Origin of the sequence: Kitasatospora sp. HPM-01-4, from assembly GCF_051374625.1 — a bacterium.
GTDB lineage: Bacteria > Actinomycetota > Actinomycetes > Streptomycetales > Streptomycetaceae > Kitasatospora.
The window spans coordinates 1,164,458-1,185,449 of the sequence record NZ_JBPQGP010000005.1 but is presented as its reverse complement, the minus strand read 5'-3'; the positions used below and the strand labels follow the sequence as shown (position 1 = coordinate 1,185,449).

The window sequence follows — 20,992 nt, the reverse complement described above, 5'->3', positions numbered from 1 at the left end:
TTGGTGTCGGCCGAGGGGCCATCTGGACGGCACGGCCCGCAGCAGCCGTGTCCAGGAACTGCGCAAGAGACAGGGTGTTCGACACGTCCGCAACCCATCACCAACGGTTTGGCCGGGGCCGCAATATCCCGCGGGCAGCAAGCCCATCGACGGACCGTGAGCGCGAGGACGGCAACGCGAAGTCCCCGGAGCTGCCGGCGCTGCGACTGAAGCTCTACGTGGAGTTGCTCCAGGTCCTGATGCCCAAGTCGCAGTCCGAGCTGCTGATGGACATCCGGCGCAGCCACATCGAGCTTGCTGTAAGCACTCGGAGACGACCGATACCCCGAGCTCCACTTCCAGACCGCCGTGCCGGACGGCTGTCTCCCCGGGGTCTCGTTCAAGGCCGAGCCACCACCCAGGACCGACGTGCACGCCGCGGCCGGTACCTGCGTCCCGGACCTGGCCTGCTACCAGGACATGTGGACCACCAGGCGGCACGAGTGGCGACTCGAGCGGACGAGCAGCGGCTGCCGGATCGTCATGAAGGGCGATCCGCCGATGGACCTGCTGATCTGCCACGACACGCCAGCGGATCAGCCATCACAACGCGGGATCTGTCCGAGTCGGTCGAATCCTCAGGTTTCCCGTACTCGTCGTGGCAGCGCAGCCAGTGGGTTTCCTCGCCCTCCTCGTTTCGGCCCATCGGCAAACGGTCGAGGAGGCCGTAGTAGGCCCTGGCGGGCTCAGGGCCGCGCGCGGTGGTGACGTACGTCCGGTGGACGGTGCCGTTCGAGAGCGCGTGGGCCCTCAGTCCGGGGTCCTCGGTGACGTACCCGAGCACGTCGGTGCCGCAGGACTCCGCCATCTGCCGGACGGTCGGCGGGATGTCACCCTGGAGGAACGGCCCGAGCTCCTCAGCCTCCCCGGCCGGACATCAGCCCCTTGCACGTCACGACAGGCCGCTGCAGTTCGCCCGCGACATCCAACCGCATGTCGGCGGCGGCTGAACCGTGACCCACTTTGGGCGTTTGAGTTCTGACCCTTTTATGCCCTTTTGCGTCGTCGGTGGTCTTCTTGTTCAGTCGTTGTCGGTGGTGCGAACGCGGCCGAGTTCGCGGCCCCGCATGCGGTAGGACTCGCCTTTGAGGGAGTGGACCTCGGCGTGGTGGACGAGCCGGTCGATCATGGCGGCGGCGACGGTCTCGTCGCCGAAGACCTCTCCCCAACGTCCGAACGGCTTGTTCGAGGTGACGATCACGCTGGCCCTCTCGTAGCGGTTCGAGATCAGCTGGAAGAACAGGTTCGCGGCCTCGGCCTCGAACGGGATGTAGCCGACCTCATCGATCACGATCAGCGGGTAGCGGCCGAGTTTGACGAGTTCGTCCTGGAGTCGTCCGGCCTGGTGGGCGGCGGCCAGGCGGTCGACCCACTGGGCGGCGGTGGCGAACGCGACCCGGTGGCCTGCCTGGCAGGCCCGGATGGCGAGCCCGGTGGCCAGGTGGGTCTTGCCGGTGCCCGGCGGGCCGAGGAAGACGGCGTTCTCCTTGGCCGCTATGAAGTCCAATGTTGCCAGGTGGGCGAGTTGTTGGCGCGTCAGGCCGCGCAGATGGGTGCGGTCGAGTTCCTCGATGGTCTTGATCGCGGGGAAGCGGGCGGCGCGGATGCGGCCCTCGCCGCCGTGGGAGTCTCGGGCGGCCACCTCGCGCTGCAGGCAGGCGACCAGGAACTCCAGGTGGGTCCAGGACTCGGCCTGAGCGCGTTCGGCCAGGCGCTCGGCGGCGTCCAGCAGCGCGGGCGCCTTCATCACACGGGCATAGAAGGCCAGGTCGGCGGAGGTCTGCCGACCGGTTCGGGCCGCCTGGCCGTCGGGCCCGGGGGCTGTCGCGTCGGTCGTGGCGGCGGTGGTGGTGCGGGGCATCAGGTGTCCTCCTTTCCGGCTCCGCCCTCGATGAGGGTGAACATGCGGTCGTAGGTGGCCAGTTCGCGTTGCTCGACGTCGATGCCGAGGCCGTCGGGGTCCAGAAGGGTGGCGGCGCGGGCGGCTTGCGCTCGGGCTGCCTGCTGGTAGATGACCTCACCGCGCAGGGTCTGGGCCGCCGCGGCGTGCTCGGGGTCGGTGATCGACTGGTGTTTGGCCCAGCAGCGGGTGTGGCGGGCCACGATGTCGTTGCCGGCGATGACGGTGACCTGCTCGTTGTCGGCACGGACCATCACCGTCTTGCCGATAGCGCGGGGGTGGACGGAGTAGTCGTTGGTGTCCACGCGGATGTAGTGGTCGCGGCCGATGCGGGTGTGGAAGCGCCACCAATGCGGTGGGGAGACGGGCGGGATGGTGAGCATCGCGGCCCGGTCCGCCTCCCAGCGGTCCACCGGCCGGGCGTCGATCGAACGGTGCTGGCGCCGGTTGGCGATCTGCAGCCAGGCGGTCAGCTGGCGGTTGAAGTCGTCCGGGCCGGTGAAGGTGCGGCCGGGCAGGAAGCTGGTCTCCAGGTAGCCGTTGGCGCGCTCGACCAGGCCCTTCGCCTCCGGGTCGCGTGGCCGGCACAGATGGATCCTGACCGCGAGCAGGCCGGCGAACGCGGCGAACTCGCTGGTCAGTTTTCCTTTGCCGACACCCGGCTCGTTGTCCCAGACCAGCATTTTCGGGACAGCTCCCCAGCCGCCGGCGAGCAGGCGCCAGTGGCCGTCGATCAGGTCGCCGGTGTGCCTGGAGGGCAGCATCCGCGCGGTGATCACCCGCGAGTATCCGGACACGATCACCAGGACCGGGGGCCGGCCGCACTGGCCGTAGCCGAGCGGGATGTCCACCGGCGGGAACCACAGGTCGCACTGGGCGAGTTCGCCCGGCTGGTAGACCGTGCGGGAGACCGGATCGACGGGCAGGTAGGCCGGTCGCAGCTCGCGCACGCGTTCCTTGAGGATCGTCAGCCCGCGCTGCCAGCCGATCCGCTCGGCGATCACCGTGGCGGGCATCGTCGGGGTCTGCTTGAGCAACTCGCGGATGGCCGGCTCGACCGCGTCCACGGCCGATCCTTTCAGCGGGCGTTGGTAGACCGGCGGCCGGTCGGTGGCCAGGGCTCGCTTCACCGTGTTCTTCGAGATGCCCATGTGGCGGGCGATTGCCCGGATCGGCATCTCCTCGGCCCGGTGCAGTCGGCGGATCTCAGCCCAGTCCTCCACGGGAATCACCCTCTCCTCCTGACCCTCGATGGGGATCAGGATGATCAGACGATTACAAGAAGGGTCGGATTTGCTCCGGTGGGTCCCGATTCATCCGCCGTTCAGCGGTCACAATTGGCCCGTCGCTGAGACCGCAGCTGCACAGGCTTGCACGCCGGGAGGAGTGGCTGGGGTTCTGTCCCCCGTGAGAGCTACGTGCAGGTGTCCCCTGTGAGGTGACGATTCCTGATCGCCGTTTCCCTAGCGTTCAGTTCAGCCGCCGCGCCTTGGTCGCGGACCGGACAAGGAACCGGAAACGGAACCGAAGAAGGAGTCGTCATGAAACTGGTGTGGCAGATCCTGGCCGTGGTCCTGGCCTGTGCGGTCTGCGGTCAAGGTGCCACCGCGGTCCAGGACAACCCGTGGCTCTCGCTCCTCGTGGGCAGCTTGACGGTCGTGCTCTCGGTGCTCGTCTACCGATGGGTCGTGGGGCGTACCGAGCGGCGCCCGGTCACGGAACTGGCCCGCGAGGGAGCGCCCGGGTCGCTCCTGCGGGGCCTGGCGATCGGGGTCGCGATGTTCGGATCCGTCATTGCGAACATCTACTTCCTCGGGGGCTACAAGGTCCACGGCTTCGGCTCGCCGACCGGGGCGATCGGGCTGGTCGGCTTCATGGCGGGCGCCGCCGTCACGGAGGAACTGATGTTCCGCGGCCTGCTCTTCCGGCTCGTGGAGCGCGGCCTCGGAACGTACATCGCGCTGGCCCTGTCCGGCACCGTGTTCGGTGCGTCCCACCTGCTCAACAAGGACGCCACCCTGCTGGGCGGCGTCGCCATCGCCATCGAGGCCGGCGGCATGCTCGCCGCCGCGTACGCCGCCACCCGCTCCCTGTGGCTGCCGATCGGCCTGCACTTCGGCTGGAACTTCGCGGAGTCCGGCATCTTCGGCACCGAGGTCTCGGGCAACGGCGAAACGCACGGACTGCTGGACGCCTCGACGTCGGGGGCCAGGCTGATCACCGGCGGTGAGTTCGGCCCGGAGGCCAGCGTGTACGCGACGCTGTTCGGCGCGCTGCTCATGGTCGTCTTCCTACGGCTGGCCCGTCGGCGCGGCCACATCGTCCCCCGCCGGCGTGCCGGGCGCGTCGACGCCCTCGCTACACTCGCCCGGTGATGAGCCTTCAGGGGGCCGGTCAGGTGTGGCGCCGGCTCGACGTCACCCTCCGCGACCTCCCGCTCGGGGCACTGTTCCTGGTCGCGTCGTTCCTGCCGGGACTGCGCGGCCACGGGACGCAGGTCGGGGACCTGCCGACCCGCCCCCTCGACGCGCTCGCCGTCGTCGCCCTGGCGCTCGAATGCCTCTCCCTCGTGGTGCGCCGGCGGTGGCCGGCCGTCTGCCTCGTGCTGGTGGCGTGCGGCTTCGCCCTCGACCAGCTGTGCGGCTACCACTCGGCCGCCGGTACCGCCCTGCCCGTCGCGCTGATCAGTGCCGGCTCCCATCTGGAACGGCGTCGGCGCACCACCGTGGTCCTCCTGTCCGCGGCGTACGTGCCGCTGGCGGTCGCGCTCGCCCGGCTCGGTTCGGGCGGCGAGACGGCGACCGGGTTCGTGACCTTCTACCTGGCGCTCGCCCTGGCCTGGGGAGCCGGGGCGTGGCTGCGATCCACGCGGGCCGCGGAGGCCGCACGCCGCGAGCGTGTGGCTGCCGAGACCCGTACCGCCGAACGCATCCGCATCGCACGCGAGTTGCACGACGTGGTGACCCACCACGTGACCGCGATGGTCGTCCAGGCCGAAGCCGCCCGCTACCTGACCGCCGCACCCGAGCGGCTGGATCAGTCCCTGACCGCCGTCAGCGACACCGGCCGCCGCGCCCTCACCGACCTGCGTCACCTGCTGGACCTGCTCAACCCCGGCCACGACACCGATCACGGCGTCGGCCCGGTGGAGGCCACGCAGGCCAGGACCCCGGCCGTCGGCAGGGTCGTCACGCTCGTCGAGCAGGCCCGCCGGGCCGGACAGCCCGTGGACTTCACCGGGCGGGGCACACCGCCGGCATCGACCGGCAGCGCCGACCTCGTCGCCTACCGGGTGGTGCAGGAAGCACTGACCAACGCCCTCAAGTACGCTCACGGCAGCCGCACTTCCGTGCAGGTGCAGCGCGGCGAGAGGGAGATCACCGTGGAGGTCAGTACGGACGGAACCGGCTCACGCGCCGCAGCCGTCGCCGTCGGTGGCGGACGGGGCCTGGCGGGCCTGCGCGAGCGCGTCGACGTCCTGGGCGGCGACTTCAGCGCCGGCTCCGACCCGGACGGCGGCTTCACCGTCCGGGCACGCATCCCCGCCGACGGCACCTCGTGAGCGCACCGATCCGGGTCCTGGTCTGCGACGACCAGATGCTGGTCCGCACCGGCCTGGTCACCATCATCGGTGCCCAGCCCGACATGGAGGTGGCGGGCGAGTGCGGAGACGGACGGACCGGAGTCGACCTCGCCCGCGAGCTACGACCCGACGTCGTCGTGATGGACATCCGCATGCCGGTCCTCGACGGCCTCGAAGCCACCCGCCTGCTGGCCGGCGTCGGAGTGCCCCACCCCGTCAAAGTCCTCATGGTGACCACGTTCAACCTGGACGAGTACGTCTACGAGGCGCTGCGCGTCGGCGCCAGCGGCTTCCTCCTCAAGGACGCCCCTCCGGACCGACTCCTCCATGGCATCCGGATCGTCGCCACCGGCGCGGCCCTCCTCGACCCAGACGTGACACGCCGCCTCGTCGGGCACTATGCCGCCCGCATCCGCCCCGCCGAGAAGACCCACCGAGACATCCCGCTCACCCCTCGCGAACTGGAAGTTCTCCGCCTCATCGCCGACGGCCTCTCCAACAGCGAGATCGCCGCAACCCTCGTCATCAGTCCTGAGACCGTCAAGACCTTCGTCTCCCGCATCCTCACCAAACTTCAACTCCGCGACCGCGTCCAGGCCGTCGTCTACGCCTACCGCCACGGCCTGGTCACCTGACCGCGAGGAGAGCGACGAACTCGGCGAGGGCTACATCAGCCACGTCGAGCTCTACGTGGACGGGATGGCCCGTGCCGGCGCGGACACGGCGGTGGTGGAGGCCTTCCTTGGCCTCCTCGGCCGCGGCGCCGCAGCGACCGAGGAGGCCAAGGCGGCCGAGGTTCCGACCGCGGTGGCCGAGTTCGTTGTGGCCAGGCGGGCCGGGCGCGACTGTCCAGCCGCGGTCCGCACAGCCCCCTCGCGGAGCTCCACGTGAACTTCTGCTTTTCTCCGCCATGACTCCCAACTACTCCTTCAGTCACGGCCTCTACGCCACGAGGGGAAGGCCAGAGTCGGCTCCTGGGTAGAATGACAGTCTGTTCGACGAGCTGAGGGCTTCCACCAGCGCTTCGGCCTCGTCCACGTCGACTTCGCGACCCAGCGCCGCACCCCGAGGGCCTCGTACACCTGGTACCGCGACCTGATCATCGCTCATCGAGGGCTTCATGCAGGGTAGTTGGATTACGGGGTTAGCGATGGGTTGCCTGCGGTCTTGGTGGGGGTCACTGGGCTTTGTGGGCAGAACGGCCACATCAGCGGCACCGGAGCCAGGGAGCAATGACAGGGTGTTCAACAAGTCCGGGGCCCGTCACCAGTCGTTCAGTCGCCGGACGTCTCCTGCGGACGGCCCGCCTCGCGGCTCCTCACCCGGAGCCGCGAGGCGGGCCGCTCGGGGTTGTCAGGCGGGTAGGGCTTGGACTCCGGGTTTCAGCGTCCACTGCTGGTCGGCCTGGAGAGCTGGACAGTCCCGGCTGCCGAGGCGGGTGCCTTGGTCGGGGTTCGCGGCGAGGGAGTTTGAACCGCCCCGGGTTCGGTAGAGATCTCAGGTTGTGGCTGTGACCAGGGGTTTCGTGGTCGCCAGGTAGTAGTTGGTCTCGTATTCGGCGGGTGGGACGTGGCCGATCTCACCGTGGAGTCGCCGGTGGTTGTACCAGTCGGCCCACTCGGCTGTGGCGAGCTCGACCTGGGAGAGGGTCTTCCAGGGTCGGCCGGGCTTGATCAGCTCCGTTTTGTAGAGGCCGATGGTGGATTCCATCAGAGCGTTGTCGTAGGCGTCGCCGACGGATCCGATCGAGGCTGCGATGCCGGCGGCGTCCAGATGCTCGGCGAGCCGGAAACTCGTGTACTGCGACCCGGCGTCCGAGTGATGTATCAACTCGCCTCGCTGGTGGGGGAATCCGTCACGGTCGCGCTGCCACAGCGCCATGTCCAGCGCGTCCAGGACGAGCCGGGTCTCCTTGGAAGTCGCAGCCGACCAACCGACGATGCGCCGGGAGAAGGTGTCCACGACGAATGCCACGTAGACGACTCCAGCCCAGGTGGCGATGTGGGTGAAGTCGGCGACCCAGCAGCGGTTCGGCGCGCCGGCGACGAACTGGCGGTCCACGAGGTCCGGGGCGCGCTCGGCGGCCGGCTCCGCGATGGTGGTGATCACCTTCTTGCCGCGCACGGCGCCGGCGATGCCGAGCTCGCGCATCAGGCGCTCGACCGTACAGCGGGCCACCGCGTGGCCCTGCCGGCCCAGCTCCCGCCAGATCTTCCGGGCCCCGTAGACACGGTAGTTGGCGTGGTAGACCTCCTGGATGAGCTCCTTGAGTTCCTCGTCGCGCACGGTGCGGGCGGCCGGGGAGGCCAGACGCTTGCGGTGGGCGTAATAGGTGGAGGGGGCGATACTGCAGCCGTGCTCGGTGAGCACGCGGCAGATCGGCTCGACGCCGCCGAAGCGGCCCCGGTGCTCGTCGATGAACGCTACGAGCGCAGATGTGGCCGGTCGAGCTCGGCCGCGAAGAAACTCGCCGCGGCCTTGAGGATCTCGTTCGCGCGCTTGAGTTCGGCGATCTCCTTCTTCATCGCCTTGATCTGCGCGGACTCCTCCGTGGTCGTCCCCGGACGCTGCCCGGAGTCGACCTGGTCCCGCCGCACCCAGTTGCGCAGCGTCTCGGCGGACCCGATACCCAGCTTCTCCGCGACGGCCCGCAGCGCAGCCGACTCGTTCGGGTAGTCACCGAGGACCTCGGCGACCATGCGCACCGCACGACGGCGCAGCTCAGGCGGGTAGGAAGTGGGACGTGCCATGGCTCGAATCCTTACACGAAATCGAGTCCCCACCGAACCCGGGGCGGTTCAGTTCGACCACGCAAAGACCGCCGGTTGCGGGCGCCTACGGCTCCGAGCGCAGTCGGCCGCTCAGCGCTGGTAGGTGCCGGTGAGTGTGCCGCTGGCCACCTCTCTACCCTTGAGGGCGTGGTGTACCGAGGCGGAGTTCGGGCGACTGTGTAGGGGCAGCGGCTCGGAGACGGCGGACAAGCGGAAGACGTAGCGGTGCGGGCGGCCGGGAGGCGGCATCGGACCGCCCCAGCCGGACTTTCCGAAGTCGTTGGGCCACTGCTGCGCGCCCTGGGGTTTCGCGCCCTCCGACATGCTGGAGCTGGCCGGATCGATGCCCGTGACCAGCCAGTGAAGGAAGGTGCCGCCGGGCGCGTCGGGGTCCTCGCAGAGCAGGACCAGCTCCACTGCATCGTCCGGTACCCCCGACCAGGTCAGTGGAGGCGACAGGTTGTCGCCCTCCATGCTGTGGCGGCGAGGGATGCCCCCGTGGTCGTCGAAGGCTGTGCTCATGAGTGCGATTCCGGTCATGCGCAGCGCCGTACCCGAAGCAGCCCCGGACGCCACGGATGTTTCGCTCATGCCACCCGAGCGGCCGACACGGAGGATCGACCCGTGGACGGCGACGGACAGCGCCATCGTCGGCCCGTTGCCGTGCGGCCGGGGCGGCGGGCCGGTCAGGCGTCCTTCTCCATGGCGCCCTCGTCCTTGCGCCCCAGGCCCGCCGCGCGTGCGGCGACCTCGAAGAGCGAGAGGTAGTCGGCCTCGGCGTAGCCCAGGCCGATGGCGGTCTGGATCAGCTGGTGGACCATCGCGGCGATGGGCATCGGGACCTCAAGAGCGCGGGCGGCTCCGAGCCCCAGGTCATAGTCCTTGCGCAGCATGGTCGTGGTGACGGTCGGGCTGTAGTCGTGTTCCACCAGCGCCTGGCCCTTGTGCCGGGTCAGGGTCGAGCCGAGCACCGAGCCGTTGATGAAGGCGAGGAAGTCGGCGCGGTCCACCCCACCCTTCTCTGCGAGCACCGTCACCTCGACCAGCGACTGGGTGACCATGCCGAGCATCAGGTTGTGACACAGCTTGACCAGGAGGCTGGTCTGGCCCGGTCCGGCGTACGTCACGCTGGGGGCGATGTGGTCGAGGTAGGGGCGGACCTGCTCGAAGGTCCCGGCGGGGCCCGAAGCGACGATCGCGGCGGCGCCTTCGGCCACCATGTTCGGGTTGCCGCTGATCGGGGAGGCGAGGAACTGCACACCGGCCTCGGCCGCCGCCGCTGCGGCCTGGGCGGACGCCTCGGCTGAGACCGTAGAGAAGTCGACGATCACTGCCGGTCGGCCGGCGCCGCCCCGCAGCAGTCCGCCTGGTCCGGTGACCACCTCCAGCAGGTCGGCCGAGGCGGTGACCACGACAAAGACGATGTCGCATTGTTCGGCCAACTCGCCGATGGTGTCCGCGACGTCGGAGCCCCGGTCCGCCAGCGGCCTGGTCTTCTCCTTCGTCCGGTTCCACACGGTGAGCTCTTCTCCGGCGTCGAGCAGGCGCTCGGCCATCGAAACGCCCATCCGCCCCGTACCGAGCCAGCCGAGGCTGCCCTGCCGAGTCCGTTCCATGATGCGGTCTTCGCTCCGATCTCTATGGCGTTCCGTCAACATGGCGTTGAGACACGCTCGTCCGTGCCCGATGGCCTCTCCCATGGCTCCGAATCATGCCCGACATGCCCGGGTCAGGGTGGCCGAATCGCCAAAGATCAACCGCACCAACTGGGTTGAACCGTTGTGCTCGACGGATCCGCCGGCGAGGGGTCGCGGCCTTCCTGGAGGAGGGTCGTCGGCGCCCGACGGACCCGAAAGGCGCCGGGCCGTCCGAGATTTCGGCGCCCGGACGGCCGTCTGCGCTCAGGAGGTGAAGTCGAGCCGCACGAACGGGGCGTGGTGGATGCGATCGAGTGGCACTCCGGCGTGGTACAGCGCCCGGGCGGTGCTGTGGATCAGGGCGCGGGGCCGCTGACGTAGGCGTCGTGCTCCAGTCAGGGGCCGGCTGCTGTCAGTGCCTCGGGCAGGCCGGGGCCGGCGCCGGGGGTGTGCGCGTCGTAGACGGTGGCCCGTACGGTGAGCCATTGGTGGTGGTGCGAGAGCCGACGGATGTCATCGAGTCCGTGTGGTTCGTTCGTGCCGCGCGCACCGACGAAGATGTCCATCCGTCGCCGGACGCCGTCCAGGAGGGCCTGCTCGACCAGCGCGCGGATCGGCGCGAGCCCGGTACCGCCGGCGACGCACACGACGTCGCGGGTGGAGGCCGGATCGAGGATCATGTCACCGAGGGGCCGGCCGAGCCGGAGCACGTCGCCGACCGCCGCGCGGTGTACCAAGGCGCTGCTGACCGGGCCGCCGGGAACGGCGCGGATGTGGAACGTGATGGTCCTGTCCGGCCGGGGGGCGTTGGAGGGGGAGTAGTGGCGCCAACTCTTCGGCCACCACGGGGTTGCCACGCTGACGAACTGCCCGCCGGTGAACGGGTACGGCTGGTCCGTCCGGACGGTGACCTCCGCGAGGTCGGGGCCGTACCTGCGGTGGTCCACGATCCGGGCGTCCCAGACGGCCGGCCGCTCGGCGGCGCCGGCCCGGGCCGCCTCGTCCATGGCCTGTGCGACCGCGGTGTAGGCGCGTGTCCAGGCCGCGGCGACGTCCGCGGTCCAGGCGGGGCCGGCGAAGTGCTCCAGTGTGGTGAGCAGGCACTCGCCGACCGCCGCGTAGTGCCCGCTCAGAGCCCCGAACTTGCGGTGGTCGCGGCCCAGTTCGGCGCAGAAGCGGACCAGGTACTCGGAATCGTCCACCAGGTCGACGATGAGCAGGAGGGCGCGCAGGAGTTTGTCGTGCTGGATCTCCATGCGCGGCGGGAACAACTCGCGGACCTGGGGGTAGCGGTGGAACAGGGTCGCGTAGAAGTGGACCGGGAGGTCCGCGGCATGCGGCTCGACGGCGGCTCGGCTCGCCCGGAGCAGGGTGATGTCGCGTGCGGACAGCGGAGCATCGGTGTCGGCCGAGCGGGCGGCGCGAGGATTCACGCGGTGACTCTCCAATTCCAGTTCTTCGCGCCGAGAACTGCCTGCGGTGGGCCAAAAAGCGCCATTCTGCACACAGTGCAAATCGAGATCGCAAGCGGAATTAAGTGAATGATTTATGAATTGACTACTGGCGGGTAGTGGTCGTTGGTCAAGCCGGCTGGCGGGTGGGGGAGTGTGATCGAATTGCGAGGTCGCGAATAAGGGCTGGGTGTGGTCGGGGGCGGGGCGCCGGGCCCCCGGGGGTGTTGTCCGCCGCTCGGCGCCTCGTGTGTTCGTCGTTCGGGTGTCAGTCCGTCGGCGAGCCGTGGCCGCGACGGCGCAGGCGGAGGCAGAGTCCGGCGGCCTGTTCCGCGTCGCCCGGCTCGCCGAACGCTGGGGAGCCGCAGATGCCGCTGGTCGGATCAAGTCCAAGCGCCGCCACCGCTGCCAGGGTCGGTGCGAGCACATACGGCGGCGTGCCGAGGCCGGTACGCGGGTGATCCGGATCGGTATGGCCGCCGTCGGTGAGCGCGGCCAGCCTCCAGTTCCTGGTGCATACAGACTCCGCGAGTCCGCCGGGATCAGCTGTCGGGTCCAGTTGCCGCCACGGCGCAGTCCACACCTGCCACGGAGCTCGTGTGAACGGCAGCGACCGCGGCGGCGGGTCACCCGAGACAGCCTCAAGCCCTACTGCGATCAGGAGTTGGAGAGCAGCCTGCTGGGGATAGCGTCGAGCAGGCATGCGATGTCGCTCAATCATTGCGATTTGTGCCCACCCCATATAGGGGCCATCAGCAACTCTCGCCAGGGCCGATGCTCCGCCCGGCAGGCATCTCAGAGCCGCTGTCTCTTCGGCGCCAGTCGGCGGCCAGGGCCCTTCCTCCCGACCACTGTTGTTGAACCAAGGCGCGGGTTCCATCGACCATTTCCAGCGGAGTCGGACGAGTCAGCGGTCTGGGCACCCTCGCGAGTTCAGCGCGAACAGCCAGTCGAGGGTCATCCCGGAGCCGATCCGCGACCATACGTTCAAAGTGATGTGCTTCGACGAGTCTCCCGACCTGTGCCAGGGCCACACGGAGGCCAGCGGCCGCATGCTGGATCGCGTCCTCCGCCGCCGCTTCGTCGGCCAGGTACGCGCCCGCCGAACCGCCACCCCCGGCTCCCGCGCGGTCCGCGACGCGGAACTCGCCGAGAGGATCACCGAAGTCCACGCGGCCTCGCGCGGCACCTATGGAGCTCCGCGCGTCCACGCCGCCCTGCATCGCGAGGGCACCGTCTGCGGCCGGCGAAGGTTCGCGCGCTTGATGCGCCAGGCCGGCCTTGAGGGCCGGCACCGAAGACGGCGCCACCGCACCACGATCCCTGACCCCCGCGCCGCCGCCCGGCCGGACCTGGTCCTGCGTGACTTCACGCCCGATCCGGCCACTCTGGATGCGTGCTGGTGCGGCGACATCACCTACATCCCGACCGAGGAGGGCTGGCTCTACCTGGCCGCCGTCATCGACATCGCCTCCCGCCGCGTCGTCGGCTGGGCCACCGCCGACCACCTGCGCACCGAACTGGTCGCCGACACCCTCCAAGTCGCCTGCCACACCCGCCGCCCGACCGGGCCGGTGATCTTCCACTCCGATCGCGGCTGCCAATAAACCAGCCGTGAATTCGCTGACCTGGCAAGCGAGTTCAGAGTTCGACTCTCGGTCGGCCGAACCGGTCAGTGCTGGGACGACGCGCTCGCCGAGTCCTTCTTCGCCACCCTCAAGCGGGAGCTGCTCGGCGACCGCCCCTGGCCCGGCCGGGCCGCAGCACGGACCGCGATCTTCGAGTGGATCGAAGTCCGGGACAACATGCGCAGGCTGCGCAGCCGCGGCTACCGCAGTCCCGCCGAATACGAGACCGTCCTGGCGGCCTGACCACCACACCAACGGTGTCCGTCAAAGCGGAGCAAGCTCAGCCGGACAGCGGACCGGCAGCACGCACGGGCTCGCTCGGCGGGAAGCCGTGGTGACGAAGGCTTCGTGATGACGCCGAGTCAGCCCGACGACGCGCGAGCGGGCGGGAACGGTTGAGGTCAGTCCGCGGTGGCGATCAGTGGCTCGAGCAGGATGTCCGGCTTGGCACGCTGGAAGGAGTTCAGGTGCCACTTGTCGGCGAAGACGGCCAGCAGAACGTCGTCCGAGCGGCGGGTGAGGACCTCGGCGTTGGTGAGACGGTCCTTGGCCAGGACGTCGGCGCCGACGGCGTCGGTGACGCGGGCCAGACGGTACGGGAGGTGGTCGAGGGTGATCGGGGAGGAGAACTCGTGCTCCATCCTGTGCAGAACGACGTCGAACTGCATCGGGCCGACCGCCGCCATCACCGGCGCCTGGTCACCACGCCGGTCGGAGACCAACACCTGGACGACGCCCTCCTCGTCCAGCTGCGAGACGCCTCTGCGGAACTGCTTGGAGCGGCTGATGTCCTTGGGACGGGCCACCGCGAAGTACTCGGGGGCGAAGGCCGGCAGCCCGGGGAACTCCGCCTTCCTGCCCGTGTACAGGGTGTCGCCGACCCGCAGCGCACTCGCGTTGATCAGACCGACCACGTCGCCGGGGTACGCCTTGTCGACGACCGTGCGCTCGGCACCGAAGACGGTGTGCGCGTACTTGGTGGTCAGGGAGCGACCGCTGGCCGCTCGGGTCACGTTCATGCCGCGCTCGAAAACGCCGGAGCAGATCCGGACGAACGCGATCCGGTCGCGGTGTGCCGGGTCCATGTTCGCCTGGATCTTGAACACCAGGCCGGAGAACTCCTCGCCCACCTCGCGGCTGCCACCATTGGCAAGCGGACGCGGCCCAGGCGACGGGGCCAGGTCGACTACGGCGTCCAGGAGCAGCTTCACACCGATGTTGGTCAGCGCCGCACCGAAGAAGACCGGGCTGATCCTGCCCTCCTCGAATGCCTGCTGGTCGTAGCCGGGACCGGAGGAGAGCACCAGCTCCAGCTCCTCCAGCGCGGTCTCCCACGCCTCGCCCTCCTGCTCGGCGGCCTGCTCGGCGGTGAGCCTCTCCTCGATGGCGGCGTGCGTGCCCGCGGGCACCTTGGTGTAGCGGAGCATCTGCTCGGTGTTCTCGGCCTCGACCAGGCCGCGCAGGTTGCCTGCGTGTCCGACCGGCCAGACCACCGGCACCGGGGTGATACCCAGGTGGGTCTCGATGTCCTCGAGCAGGGTGAGCGCGTCGCGGCCGCGGCGGTCCCACTTGTTGATGAAGGTGATCACCGGGACGCCGCGGTGGCGGCAGACAGCGAAGAGCTTGCGGGTCTGCTCCTCCAGGCCCTTGGCTGCGTCGACGAGCATGATCGCGCAGTCGACGGCCGCCAGCACCCGGTAGGTGTCCTCGGAGAAGTCGGCGTGACCGGGGGTGTCGACCAGGTTCATCACATGGCCGCGGTGGTCGAACTGGAGGGCGGCCGAGGTCACCGAGATACCGCGCTCGCGTTCCAGCTCCATCCAGTCGCTGGTCACGCCGCGCCGCCCGCCCTTGGCGTGGACCGCACCGGCCGAGGTGATCGCTCGCGCGTGCAGGGCCAGGGCTTCCGTAAGGGTGGACTTGCCGGCGTCCGGGTGGCTGATCACGGCGAAGGTCCGGCGGCGGCCGGCCTCGTTGAGGACATCAAGGACGGAAAGGGACTGTTCGCTGCTCATGTGTTCCTCGGGTACGGGGAGGTGTCAGGCCGGTGACCTCCCGTACCTGCTGGGCCGAGCCTTGATTCCACAGGCCGACCAGCGATTCTAGCCAGTCCGACGGCGTCTGCCCCAAGGGGCCCGGGCCGGCCACGACGATGGTCCCGGTGGAAAGTGCGGCACGTGTCCGGCCGGACCTGCTCCCACCGGCTGCCGAACCGGGTCGAAGCCGGCCGCCGGGTTTCGGAGGGGGCTTCGACCTTCGCGCGGAACTGTGACGCAGGTCACGGCAGATGTAGAACCTGTGCGCCGCATCGGGCGTCTGGCTGGTGTGAGATCACGCAGGAGAGCACTGGACGAGCTGGACGAGGAACGCCTCCTCCGGCTGGTGGCCAGAGGTGACCGCGGGGCGTTCGACGAGTTGTACCGGCGCACGTCGCCGTGGCTGGCGGTGCGGCTGCGCCGTCGCTGCGCGGACGAGCAGATCGTCGCCGAGGTCATGCAGGAGACCTATCTGGCGGTGTGGCGCGCGGCCGGCGCGTTCGCCGGGAGCGCGGTCGGTGGGACGGCCGTCGGGTGGCTGTGGACGATCGCGGCCCGCCGCCTCGTCGACGCGTTCCGGCGCCGAGCCCACCACGCCGAACCGCCGGTCGCCGCCGCCGAGTTGGCGGTGGTGCCCGCGGCGGAGGACGAGGCGCTGGCCGGGACCGTCGGCGGCGATGTCGGCGACGCCCTGCGGCGACTGGCGCCGGAACTGCGACAGGTACTGCAGGCCACGGTGCTCGACGGTTTCTCCGTCCGGGAGACCGCCATCCTGCTCAGACTGCCCGAAGGCACGGTCAAGACCCGCGCCCGCCGGGCCCGGATCGCGATGCGGGAGGCGCTGGCATGAGCGCGGAACATGCGTCGATGCGGTTGATCGACGACTATGCACGTGGTGACACGGAGATGGCCGCGGACACGGTATGGGCGCTGGAGGCCCATCTGGAGACGTGCGCGATGTGCCGGAGCCGTCTGTCGGAGTCCGTGGCCGCCGGGGCGCCCGGCATCGCCACGCTCCTCGACACCGTCCGGGCCGGTCTGGAACCGCATCTGGACGCGGCCGTCAGGACGCCCTCGCGGCGATACCGTCCGAGGTGGGTGTCGGCCTGGGTGACACCGGTCATGGCCCCGTGGCTCGCCATGACCGTCGCTGTCACCCTGATGGCGCTGCTGCTGGACGCGGCCGGACCGCCGGTCTTCGGTGGCGCCTCGCCCGTGTTGCTGATCGCGCCCGTGCTGCCGCTGTGCGGTGTCGCCGCATCGTGGTCGCGCGGCCTGGACCCGGCGCACGAACTGACGGCCTCGACCGCCCGGGCCGGTCTGCCCCTGCTCCTCAGGCGCACCACAACGGCACTCGCCGTGGTCCTGCCCCTGCTCCTGGTGGAGGGATGGCTGACCGGAGCCATGACGGCCGCGCAGTGGCTGCTGCCCTCCCTGGCCTTCACCTCCACCGCCCTGGCGCTGGGCAGCGTGATCGGCGTGACCCGCGCGACCGCCGCGCTGCTGGCCACCTGGGCCGTCGTCATCGCGGCACCCGCATGGGTCACCAGCCGCGTCCCCATCGCCCTGCAGCCGGACCAACTGCCCCTGTGGGGAGTGCTTCTCGCGCTCGGCATCGGCGCCGTGATCGTCCGTAGAAACGCGTACTCAACGCTGTGAAACCATCGTCGACCCTCGGAAGGAACCACCGCATGACACCCGTGACGAGCGCGGCCGACACCGCGCCGAAGACCTACGCCTGGGAGATCCGGGCCAGCGGCCTGAGAGTACGCGTCGGACGGAAGAAGATGGCCGTCGACGGGCTCGACCTCTCCCTGGGCATCGGCGCCCACGGCCTCCTGGGGCCCAACGGAGCGGGAAAGACCACCCTGATCCGGGCGCTGGCCACCGTGCTGCGCCCCGCCGGGGGCGAACTGGAGCTGCTCGGCACCTCCGTGGGAGGGCTGGGCGACCACCGGGCCCTGCGTCGCCGGATCGGCTACCTGCCGCAGGACTTCGGCTACTACAAGCGCTTCACGGTGCGTGAGTTCGTCGAGTACATGGCCTGGTTGAAGGAGGTCCCGAAGACGGAGATCCCCGCGGCCGTCCAGCGGGCCGTGGAACGGGTGGGCCTGGCGGACCGTGCCGACCACCGGATGAAGACCCTGTCCGGCGGCATGGTGCGGCGGGCCGGCATCGCCCAGGCCATCGTCAACGACCCCGCGGTGCTGCTGCTGGACGAGCCGACGGCCGGCCTGGACCCGGCGCAGCGGCTGCGCTTCCGGGAGCTGCTGCAGGAACTGGGCCGCGACACCTGCGTGGTCGTCTCCACCCACCTGGTCGAGGACGTCGCGGCAGCCTGCTCCGACGTGGTGCTCTTCGCCGACGGCCGCCTCGTCTTCCAGGGCACGCCGGAGGACCTGGCCGCGGAGGGCAGCACCGAGTACCCGGGCGACAGCCCCCTGGAGCGCGGCTACTCGGCGCTGCTCCAGAGCTCCGGGCGGCAGGGAGGCACCTGGTGAGCATGCGTGTCCTGCGCACTGAGCTGAAGCGCTCCGCCGCGCCGTGGGCCGGAGCCGTCGTCCTGGCCGGCAGCCTGGCGATCTTCTACCTGTTCGACGGAATCTGGTGGCGGGGCACCGCGGGGTGGACGGCCCAGTGGACCACCATGGCCATGTGGACCCGGTACCTGCTGGCCTTCTGGTTGCCGTTCGTGGTCGGCATCGGGGCGGTGTACGGGCTGCGTGAACCCCGCTCGCGGATGGCCGAACTGCTGGCGACCACGCCGCTGCCGGCCTGGCGCCGTGCGGCGATGCCCACCGGTGCGATCGCGCTCGCGCTGGCGGCGGGCTTCGGCCTCCTCCTCCTTGTGGGCGGAGTCCAGGTGGCGCTCGGTCCGACCACCTACACGGCCCTCGGCTGGCTGCCGATCTCGCTGGTGGCGGTCCTGGGCCTGGTCGCGGCCGCCGTGTTCGGCATGGGGGTCGCGCGAGCGCTGCCCTCCGTTCTCACCCCGCCGGCCCTGGTGGTGGTCTTCCTCGTGATGACGGGCCTGCTCCTGCGCGTGGGCATCGAAGGGGAAGTGCCGTCGGCCAGGGTGTCGAACCGGCTCGCCCTGCTGTCCCCGGCGGCCGCGGAGCCGCGGCAGATGCTGCTGACCCTGGCCGGCTCCGTGCACCTCGGCCAGACGATCTGGCTGCTCGGCCTGCTCGCCACCGGCTTCGCGCTGCTGGCGGCCGCGACCCGCCGGGCCCGGCTGCTCGCGGTGACTCCCGTCCTGGCCGGCGCGGCCCTGGCCCTGCTGATCCTCCCGGCCGCTGCGCGCGACACCTACGTCGTCGACAAGGCCGCCGCGACCCTGGTGTGCGACGGGCCGGTGTGCGTGACGCAGGCGAGCCGGTCACACCTGGCCGAGCTCGCGCCGCGCGGCAAGGAGGCGCTGAGCGTGCTGCACGACGTCCTGGGCGACAAGGCGCCGACCTCGGTACGGGAGGACACCACGCTGCGCGCGCTCGGCGACCCCCGCCCACTCTCCGGCGACGTGGTGCTTGTCGACTTCGACGAACAGCTGTTCACCGGTGCCACGGGCAAGGACCTGACCCGCGCGCTGGTCGCCCAGGGCCTGGCACCGAGCTGCCATGGACGCACCACCCGGGAGGGCGGGGGACAGGACGACGTCGCCCTTCAGAGCATCGCCGTGAGCTGGGCTCTCGGTGACCCCGCCCTCCGACCGATGGAGGAGAAGGGCACCGACCAGTACTCGCGCAAGACCTGGGCGGACGCCGACACCGCCTGGCAGAAGCTGAAGGGGCTGGCGCCGGCCGAGCAGCGCGCGTGGATCGCCGAGTTGCGCACCGCCTCCCTCTCCTGCACGGCGCGCCTGGGCGGGGTACCGGCGGGGGGTGCGTCGCGATGAGGTGGCTGGTGCTGTACGCGCGTTCACGGCAGGTGCCCACCTCGGCCGCCGCCCTCACGCTCATCGCACTGGCGGCGTGGGCCTTCGACCAGGGCGACGGCACGGGGGCGATGGATGCGATCGACGTGACCGCGTTCTTCGTTCTCGCCGCGAACGTGGCGGCCGGCTCCGTCGGGCTCGGCGGGCAGGACCTCGCGCTGGACCGGACGGCCGCGATCCGGTGGGCGCCCCGCCGGGCGGCGCACACGCTGCTGATCGGCGCGGTCGCCGGTGCGGCGCTGCTGGCGATCCAGGCGGTGGGGCCGAAGTTCGCCCCCACCGAGGTCGTCGTCCGGGACAGCGCGGGCCTGGCCGGCCTGGCCGCGCTCGGGGCGGTGCTGTGCGGGGCACACCTCGCCTGGACCCTGCCGACCGCCTGGCTCGCGTTCGCCGTCCTCGTCCCACCGCTGCCGCCCCACACCGTGGGGAAGGCGGTCGGCTGGATGACCTTTCCCCCCGGCACGGAGGCGTCCACCTGGACCGCGGTGGCCCTGTTGGCGACCGGCACCGTGGTGTACGCCTTAGCCGGACCGAGAAGGTAACGGGCACGCCCCACTCTGCGCCCCGACCGACTCGCTACGACCTGCCGTCGGGCTCGGACCCCCACCAACTCGCCGGGGAGCGGAGCGCGGGGCGCCCTGCGGCTGGTCGAACCTCGCGGGTGCCGGGAAACAGGAGGAGGCTTTCTCCTCCCCGGCACCCGCGCAGTGACTTGACGGACGGCTTGACAGGTGGCGCCTGGCCGATGCCGGGCCTGGGATGTCGTCAGCACCCGGAGCCGGCACTTCTTGTTCGCCTGACGCTGCTCAAGGGGAGCCCTCGCAGAGTTCCTACGCCTCGGACCAGGCCTTGCGCATGTGGCTGCGGGCGTCTGCGGGGGCGGCGGAGCGTTCGAAGGTGCCCGGGGTGGTGCGGAAGACGCAGTCGATGCCGTACCGGTGGAGCAGCGCGACTTCCTGCTCGGCGGGGCGGCTGGGGAACAGGCCGGTGAGGCGGTCCGCCGGTTCGGGGCTGTGGGGGGCGTAGTCGAGGAGTTGGGCGAGTGCCTCGCGGACGAAGCGGTGGTCGGCGCTTCGCTTGGCCTCGACGATCTCGGTCCCGTCCGGACCGGTGATGTGGAGGTCCGTGATGCCGGCCGGCGTTCGCAGACGCTGGACTTGCACGTCGGGGCCGCCGATGCTCGAGGTGTACTCGCTTACGAGCAGGGCTTCCGCGCGGTGGACGAGTACCGGTCCGGCGTCGCGTCGGTACGTCGTCGCGTGGGTGTGCAGGCTCTCGACGGCGACGATCTGGGTGCCGCCGACGAGTGCGGCCGTGACGGCTGATTCCAGAGCGGACAGCTCGAGGGCGTCGGTACTGGTCTCTATGCCGAGTCCTTGAAGGATCTCCTCGGCCTTGGCGCCTTCGAGTATGCGCAGGCCCATGAAGTTGTCGTTGGCGTTGAAGCTGGGGAGGGACCAGATCTCCGTGTAGGGAATCTGGGTGGGCTGAAAGGAGGTGAGGCTGTACACGTTGTGCCAGCTGCCGTTCTTCGGGTCGTGCGACCACATGGTGTCGGCGAAGGCCGGGTTCCTGAAGGTTACTCCGACCTCGCCGACTCCCCGAACCTGGTTGCGCCCGGTGAACAGGACCACGTCACCCGTGCGCAGGCGCTGCATGTTCTTGTCCTGTGCCTTCGTGGCTCCCCAGAACCGGGCCCTTCCGGTCGGGTGGGTCTTCAACAGGGCAGCCTGCTGGTCGGGTGTCAGTGCGCCGGCGTGCGGCGGCTCGTTGAAGGAGACCTCCTTGTCCAGGGTGTCCTTCCAGTGCCGGCGTGCGGCGGCGTTGCCGTACGAGGGCTGGATGGCGACGACGACGGTCATGCGGTAGTCCCCCCAGGGAAGTTGAGAAAGAGTCGAGGGTAGACCATCGCGTCGGCGCGGTCACGCCCCCGGTTGGATCGTGGTTGGCCAAGATCGTGGAAGTCGCGGTGAACGAGGCGGAGGCTTTGGGACAGTGACGTCCGTCAGCCGA

At 70.2% G+C, this 20,992-nt stretch carries 20 protein-coding genes and 1 pseudogene; 12 read left to right on the top strand and 9 right to left on the bottom strand.

Annotated features, from left to right (window positions below; all coding sequences use genetic code 11):
• Positions 1 to 520 precede the first annotated feature (520 nt).
• The 3 genes from ACSMTC_RS04950 to istA form a co-directional block, all read right to left on the bottom strand.
• The gene (locus ACSMTC_RS04950; RefSeq protein ID WP_436558409.1) at positions 521 to 847 is read right to left on the bottom strand and encodes a DUF899 family protein; all 327 of its coding nucleotides are present in this window, start codon (positions 845 to 847) and stop codon (positions 521 to 523) included.
• 213 nt (positions 848 to 1,060) lie between these two features.
• Complete coding sequence (gene istB / locus ACSMTC_RS04945; RefSeq protein ID WP_436558408.1) at positions 1,061 to 1,900, bottom strand: IS21-like element helper ATPase IstB; 840 nt, start codon at positions 1,898 to 1,900, stop codon at positions 1,061 to 1,063.
• Entirely contained in the window at positions 1,900 to 3,171 is a 1,272-nt protein-coding gene (gene istA / locus ACSMTC_RS04940; RefSeq protein WP_436558407.1) for an IS21 family transposase, read from the bottom strand. The genes istB and istA overlap by 1 nt, the downstream gene beginning before the upstream one ends.
• 309 nt (positions 3,172 to 3,480) lie before the next feature.
• Here istA and ACSMTC_RS04935 point away from each other — a divergent pair, with 309 nt between their 5' ends.
• The 5 genes and pseudogenes from ACSMTC_RS04935 to ACSMTC_RS04915 all read left to right on the top strand — a co-directional run.
• Positions 3,481 to 4,314: a CPBP family intramembrane glutamic endopeptidase gene (locus tag ACSMTC_RS04935; RefSeq protein ID WP_436558406.1), complete on the top strand. Its 834-nt coding sequence runs from the start codon at positions 3,481 to 3,483 to the stop codon at positions 4,312 to 4,314.
• A complete protein-coding gene (locus ACSMTC_RS04930; RefSeq protein WP_436558405.1) occupies positions 4,314 to 5,501 on the top strand; it encodes a sensor histidine kinase in 1,188 nt (395 codons plus the stop codon). The genes ACSMTC_RS04935 and ACSMTC_RS04930 overlap by 1 nt, the downstream gene beginning before the upstream one ends.
• The gene (locus tag ACSMTC_RS04925) at positions 5,498 to 6,157 is read left to right on the top strand and encodes a response regulator (protein ID WP_436558404.1); all 660 of its coding nucleotides are present in this window, start codon (positions 5,498 to 5,500) and stop codon (positions 6,155 to 6,157) included. Before ACSMTC_RS04930 ends, ACSMTC_RS04925 begins: the two co-directional genes overlap by 4 nt.
• Positions 6,054 to 6,413: a DUF3050 domain-containing protein gene (locus ACSMTC_RS04920; protein ID WP_436564598.1), complete on the top strand. Its 360-nt coding sequence runs from the start codon at positions 6,054 to 6,056 to the stop codon at positions 6,411 to 6,413. The genes ACSMTC_RS04925 and ACSMTC_RS04920 overlap by 104 nt, the downstream gene beginning before the upstream one ends.
• Positions 6,414 to 6,524: 111 nt before the next feature.
• Positions 6,525 to 6,653, top strand: a pseudogene (locus ACSMTC_RS04915) (family 1 glycosylhydrolase); the annotation flags it as partial.
• A gap of 366 nt (positions 6,654 to 7,019) precedes the next feature.
• On the opposite strand, the gene ACSMTC_RS04910 reads toward ACSMTC_RS04915, so the two are convergent.
• From ACSMTC_RS04910 to ACSMTC_RS04895, 4 genes are all read right to left on the bottom strand, one after another.
• A protein-coding gene (locus ACSMTC_RS04910; RefSeq protein ID WP_436558403.1) for an IS3 family transposase occupies positions 7,020 to 8,272 on the bottom strand; the annotation gives its coding sequence in 2 pieces (ribosomal slippage) (positions 7,020 to 7,990 and positions 7,990 to 8,272; 1,254 coding nt in all).
• 111 nt (positions 8,273 to 8,383) lie between these two features.
• Positions 8,384 to 8,815, bottom strand: coding sequence for a YbhB/YbcL family Raf kinase inhibitor-like protein (locus ACSMTC_RS04905; RefSeq protein WP_436558402.1), 432 nt, complete (start codon positions 8,813 to 8,815; stop codon positions 8,384 to 8,386).
• 164 nt (positions 8,816 to 8,979) lie between these two features.
• Positions 8,980 to 9,951 carry an NAD(P)-dependent oxidoreductase gene (locus tag ACSMTC_RS04900; protein ID WP_436564597.1) on the bottom strand — a complete coding sequence of 324 codons (972 nt, stop codon included), beginning with the start codon at positions 9,949 to 9,951 and terminating at the stop codon, positions 8,980 to 8,982.
• A gap of 374 nt (positions 9,952 to 10,325) precedes the next feature.
• Entirely contained in the window at positions 10,326 to 11,363 is a 1,038-nt protein-coding gene (locus tag ACSMTC_RS04895; protein ID WP_436558401.1) for a globin domain-containing protein, read from the bottom strand.
• 1,070 nt (positions 11,364 to 12,433) lie between these two features.
• Between ACSMTC_RS04895 and ACSMTC_RS04890 the strand changes: the two genes are divergently transcribed.
• Both ACSMTC_RS04890 and ACSMTC_RS04885 read left to right on the top strand, forming a co-directional pair.
• Entirely contained in the window at positions 12,434 to 12,988 is a 555-nt protein-coding gene (locus tag ACSMTC_RS04890; protein ID WP_436558400.1) for an IS3 family transposase, read from the top strand.
• A 21-nt stretch (positions 12,989 to 13,009) separates the two neighbouring features.
• Complete coding sequence (locus ACSMTC_RS04885; RefSeq protein WP_436564596.1) at positions 13,010 to 13,252, top strand: integrase core domain-containing protein; 243 nt, start codon at positions 13,010 to 13,012, stop codon at positions 13,250 to 13,252.
• A gap of 158 nt (positions 13,253 to 13,410) precedes the next feature.
• Here the strand turns inward: ACSMTC_RS04885 and ACSMTC_RS04880 are convergent, their stop codons facing one another.
• Positions 13,411 to 15,024 carry a peptide chain release factor 3 gene (locus tag ACSMTC_RS04880; protein ID WP_436558399.1) on the bottom strand — a complete coding sequence of 538 codons (1,614 nt, stop codon included), beginning with the start codon at positions 15,022 to 15,024 and terminating at the stop codon, positions 13,411 to 13,413.
• Positions 15,025 to 15,334: 310 nt separating this feature from the next.
• Between ACSMTC_RS04880 and ACSMTC_RS04875 the strand changes: the two genes are divergently transcribed.
• The 5 genes from ACSMTC_RS04875 to ACSMTC_RS04855 are packed head-to-tail and all read left to right on the top strand — an operon-like array spanning position 15,335 to position 19,521.
• Entirely contained in the window at positions 15,335 to 15,895 is a 561-nt protein-coding gene (locus tag ACSMTC_RS04875) for an RNA polymerase sigma factor (RefSeq protein WP_436558398.1), read from the top strand.
• Positions 15,892 to 16,704: a zf-HC2 domain-containing protein gene (locus tag ACSMTC_RS04870; RefSeq protein ID WP_436558397.1), complete on the top strand. Its 813-nt coding sequence runs from the start codon at positions 15,892 to 15,894 to the stop codon at positions 16,702 to 16,704. Before ACSMTC_RS04875 ends, ACSMTC_RS04870 begins: the two co-directional genes overlap by 4 nt.
• A gap of 32 nt (positions 16,705 to 16,736) precedes the next feature.
• Positions 16,737 to 17,546, top strand: a complete 810-nt coding sequence (locus ACSMTC_RS04865; protein ID WP_436558396.1) for an ABC transporter ATP-binding protein — start codon at positions 16,737 to 16,739, stop codon at positions 17,544 to 17,546.
• Positions 17,543 to 18,940 carry a hypothetical protein gene (locus ACSMTC_RS04860; protein WP_436558395.1) on the top strand — a complete coding sequence of 466 codons (1,398 nt, stop codon included), beginning with the start codon at positions 17,543 to 17,545 and terminating at the stop codon, positions 18,938 to 18,940. The genes ACSMTC_RS04865 and ACSMTC_RS04860 overlap by 4 nt, the downstream gene beginning before the upstream one ends.
• Positions 18,937 to 19,521, top strand: coding sequence for a hypothetical protein (locus ACSMTC_RS04855; protein ID WP_436558394.1), 585 nt, complete (start codon positions 18,937 to 18,939; stop codon positions 19,519 to 19,521). The genes ACSMTC_RS04860 and ACSMTC_RS04855 overlap by 4 nt, the downstream gene beginning before the upstream one ends.
• A gap of 288 nt (positions 19,522 to 19,809) precedes the next feature.
• Here the strand turns inward: ACSMTC_RS04855 and ACSMTC_RS04850 are convergent, their stop codons facing one another.
• Positions 19,810 to 20,841: a hypothetical protein gene (locus ACSMTC_RS04850; protein ID WP_436558393.1), complete on the bottom strand. Its 1,032-nt coding sequence runs from the start codon at positions 20,839 to 20,841 to the stop codon at positions 19,810 to 19,812.
• Positions 20,842 to 20,992 lie beyond the last annotated feature (151 nt).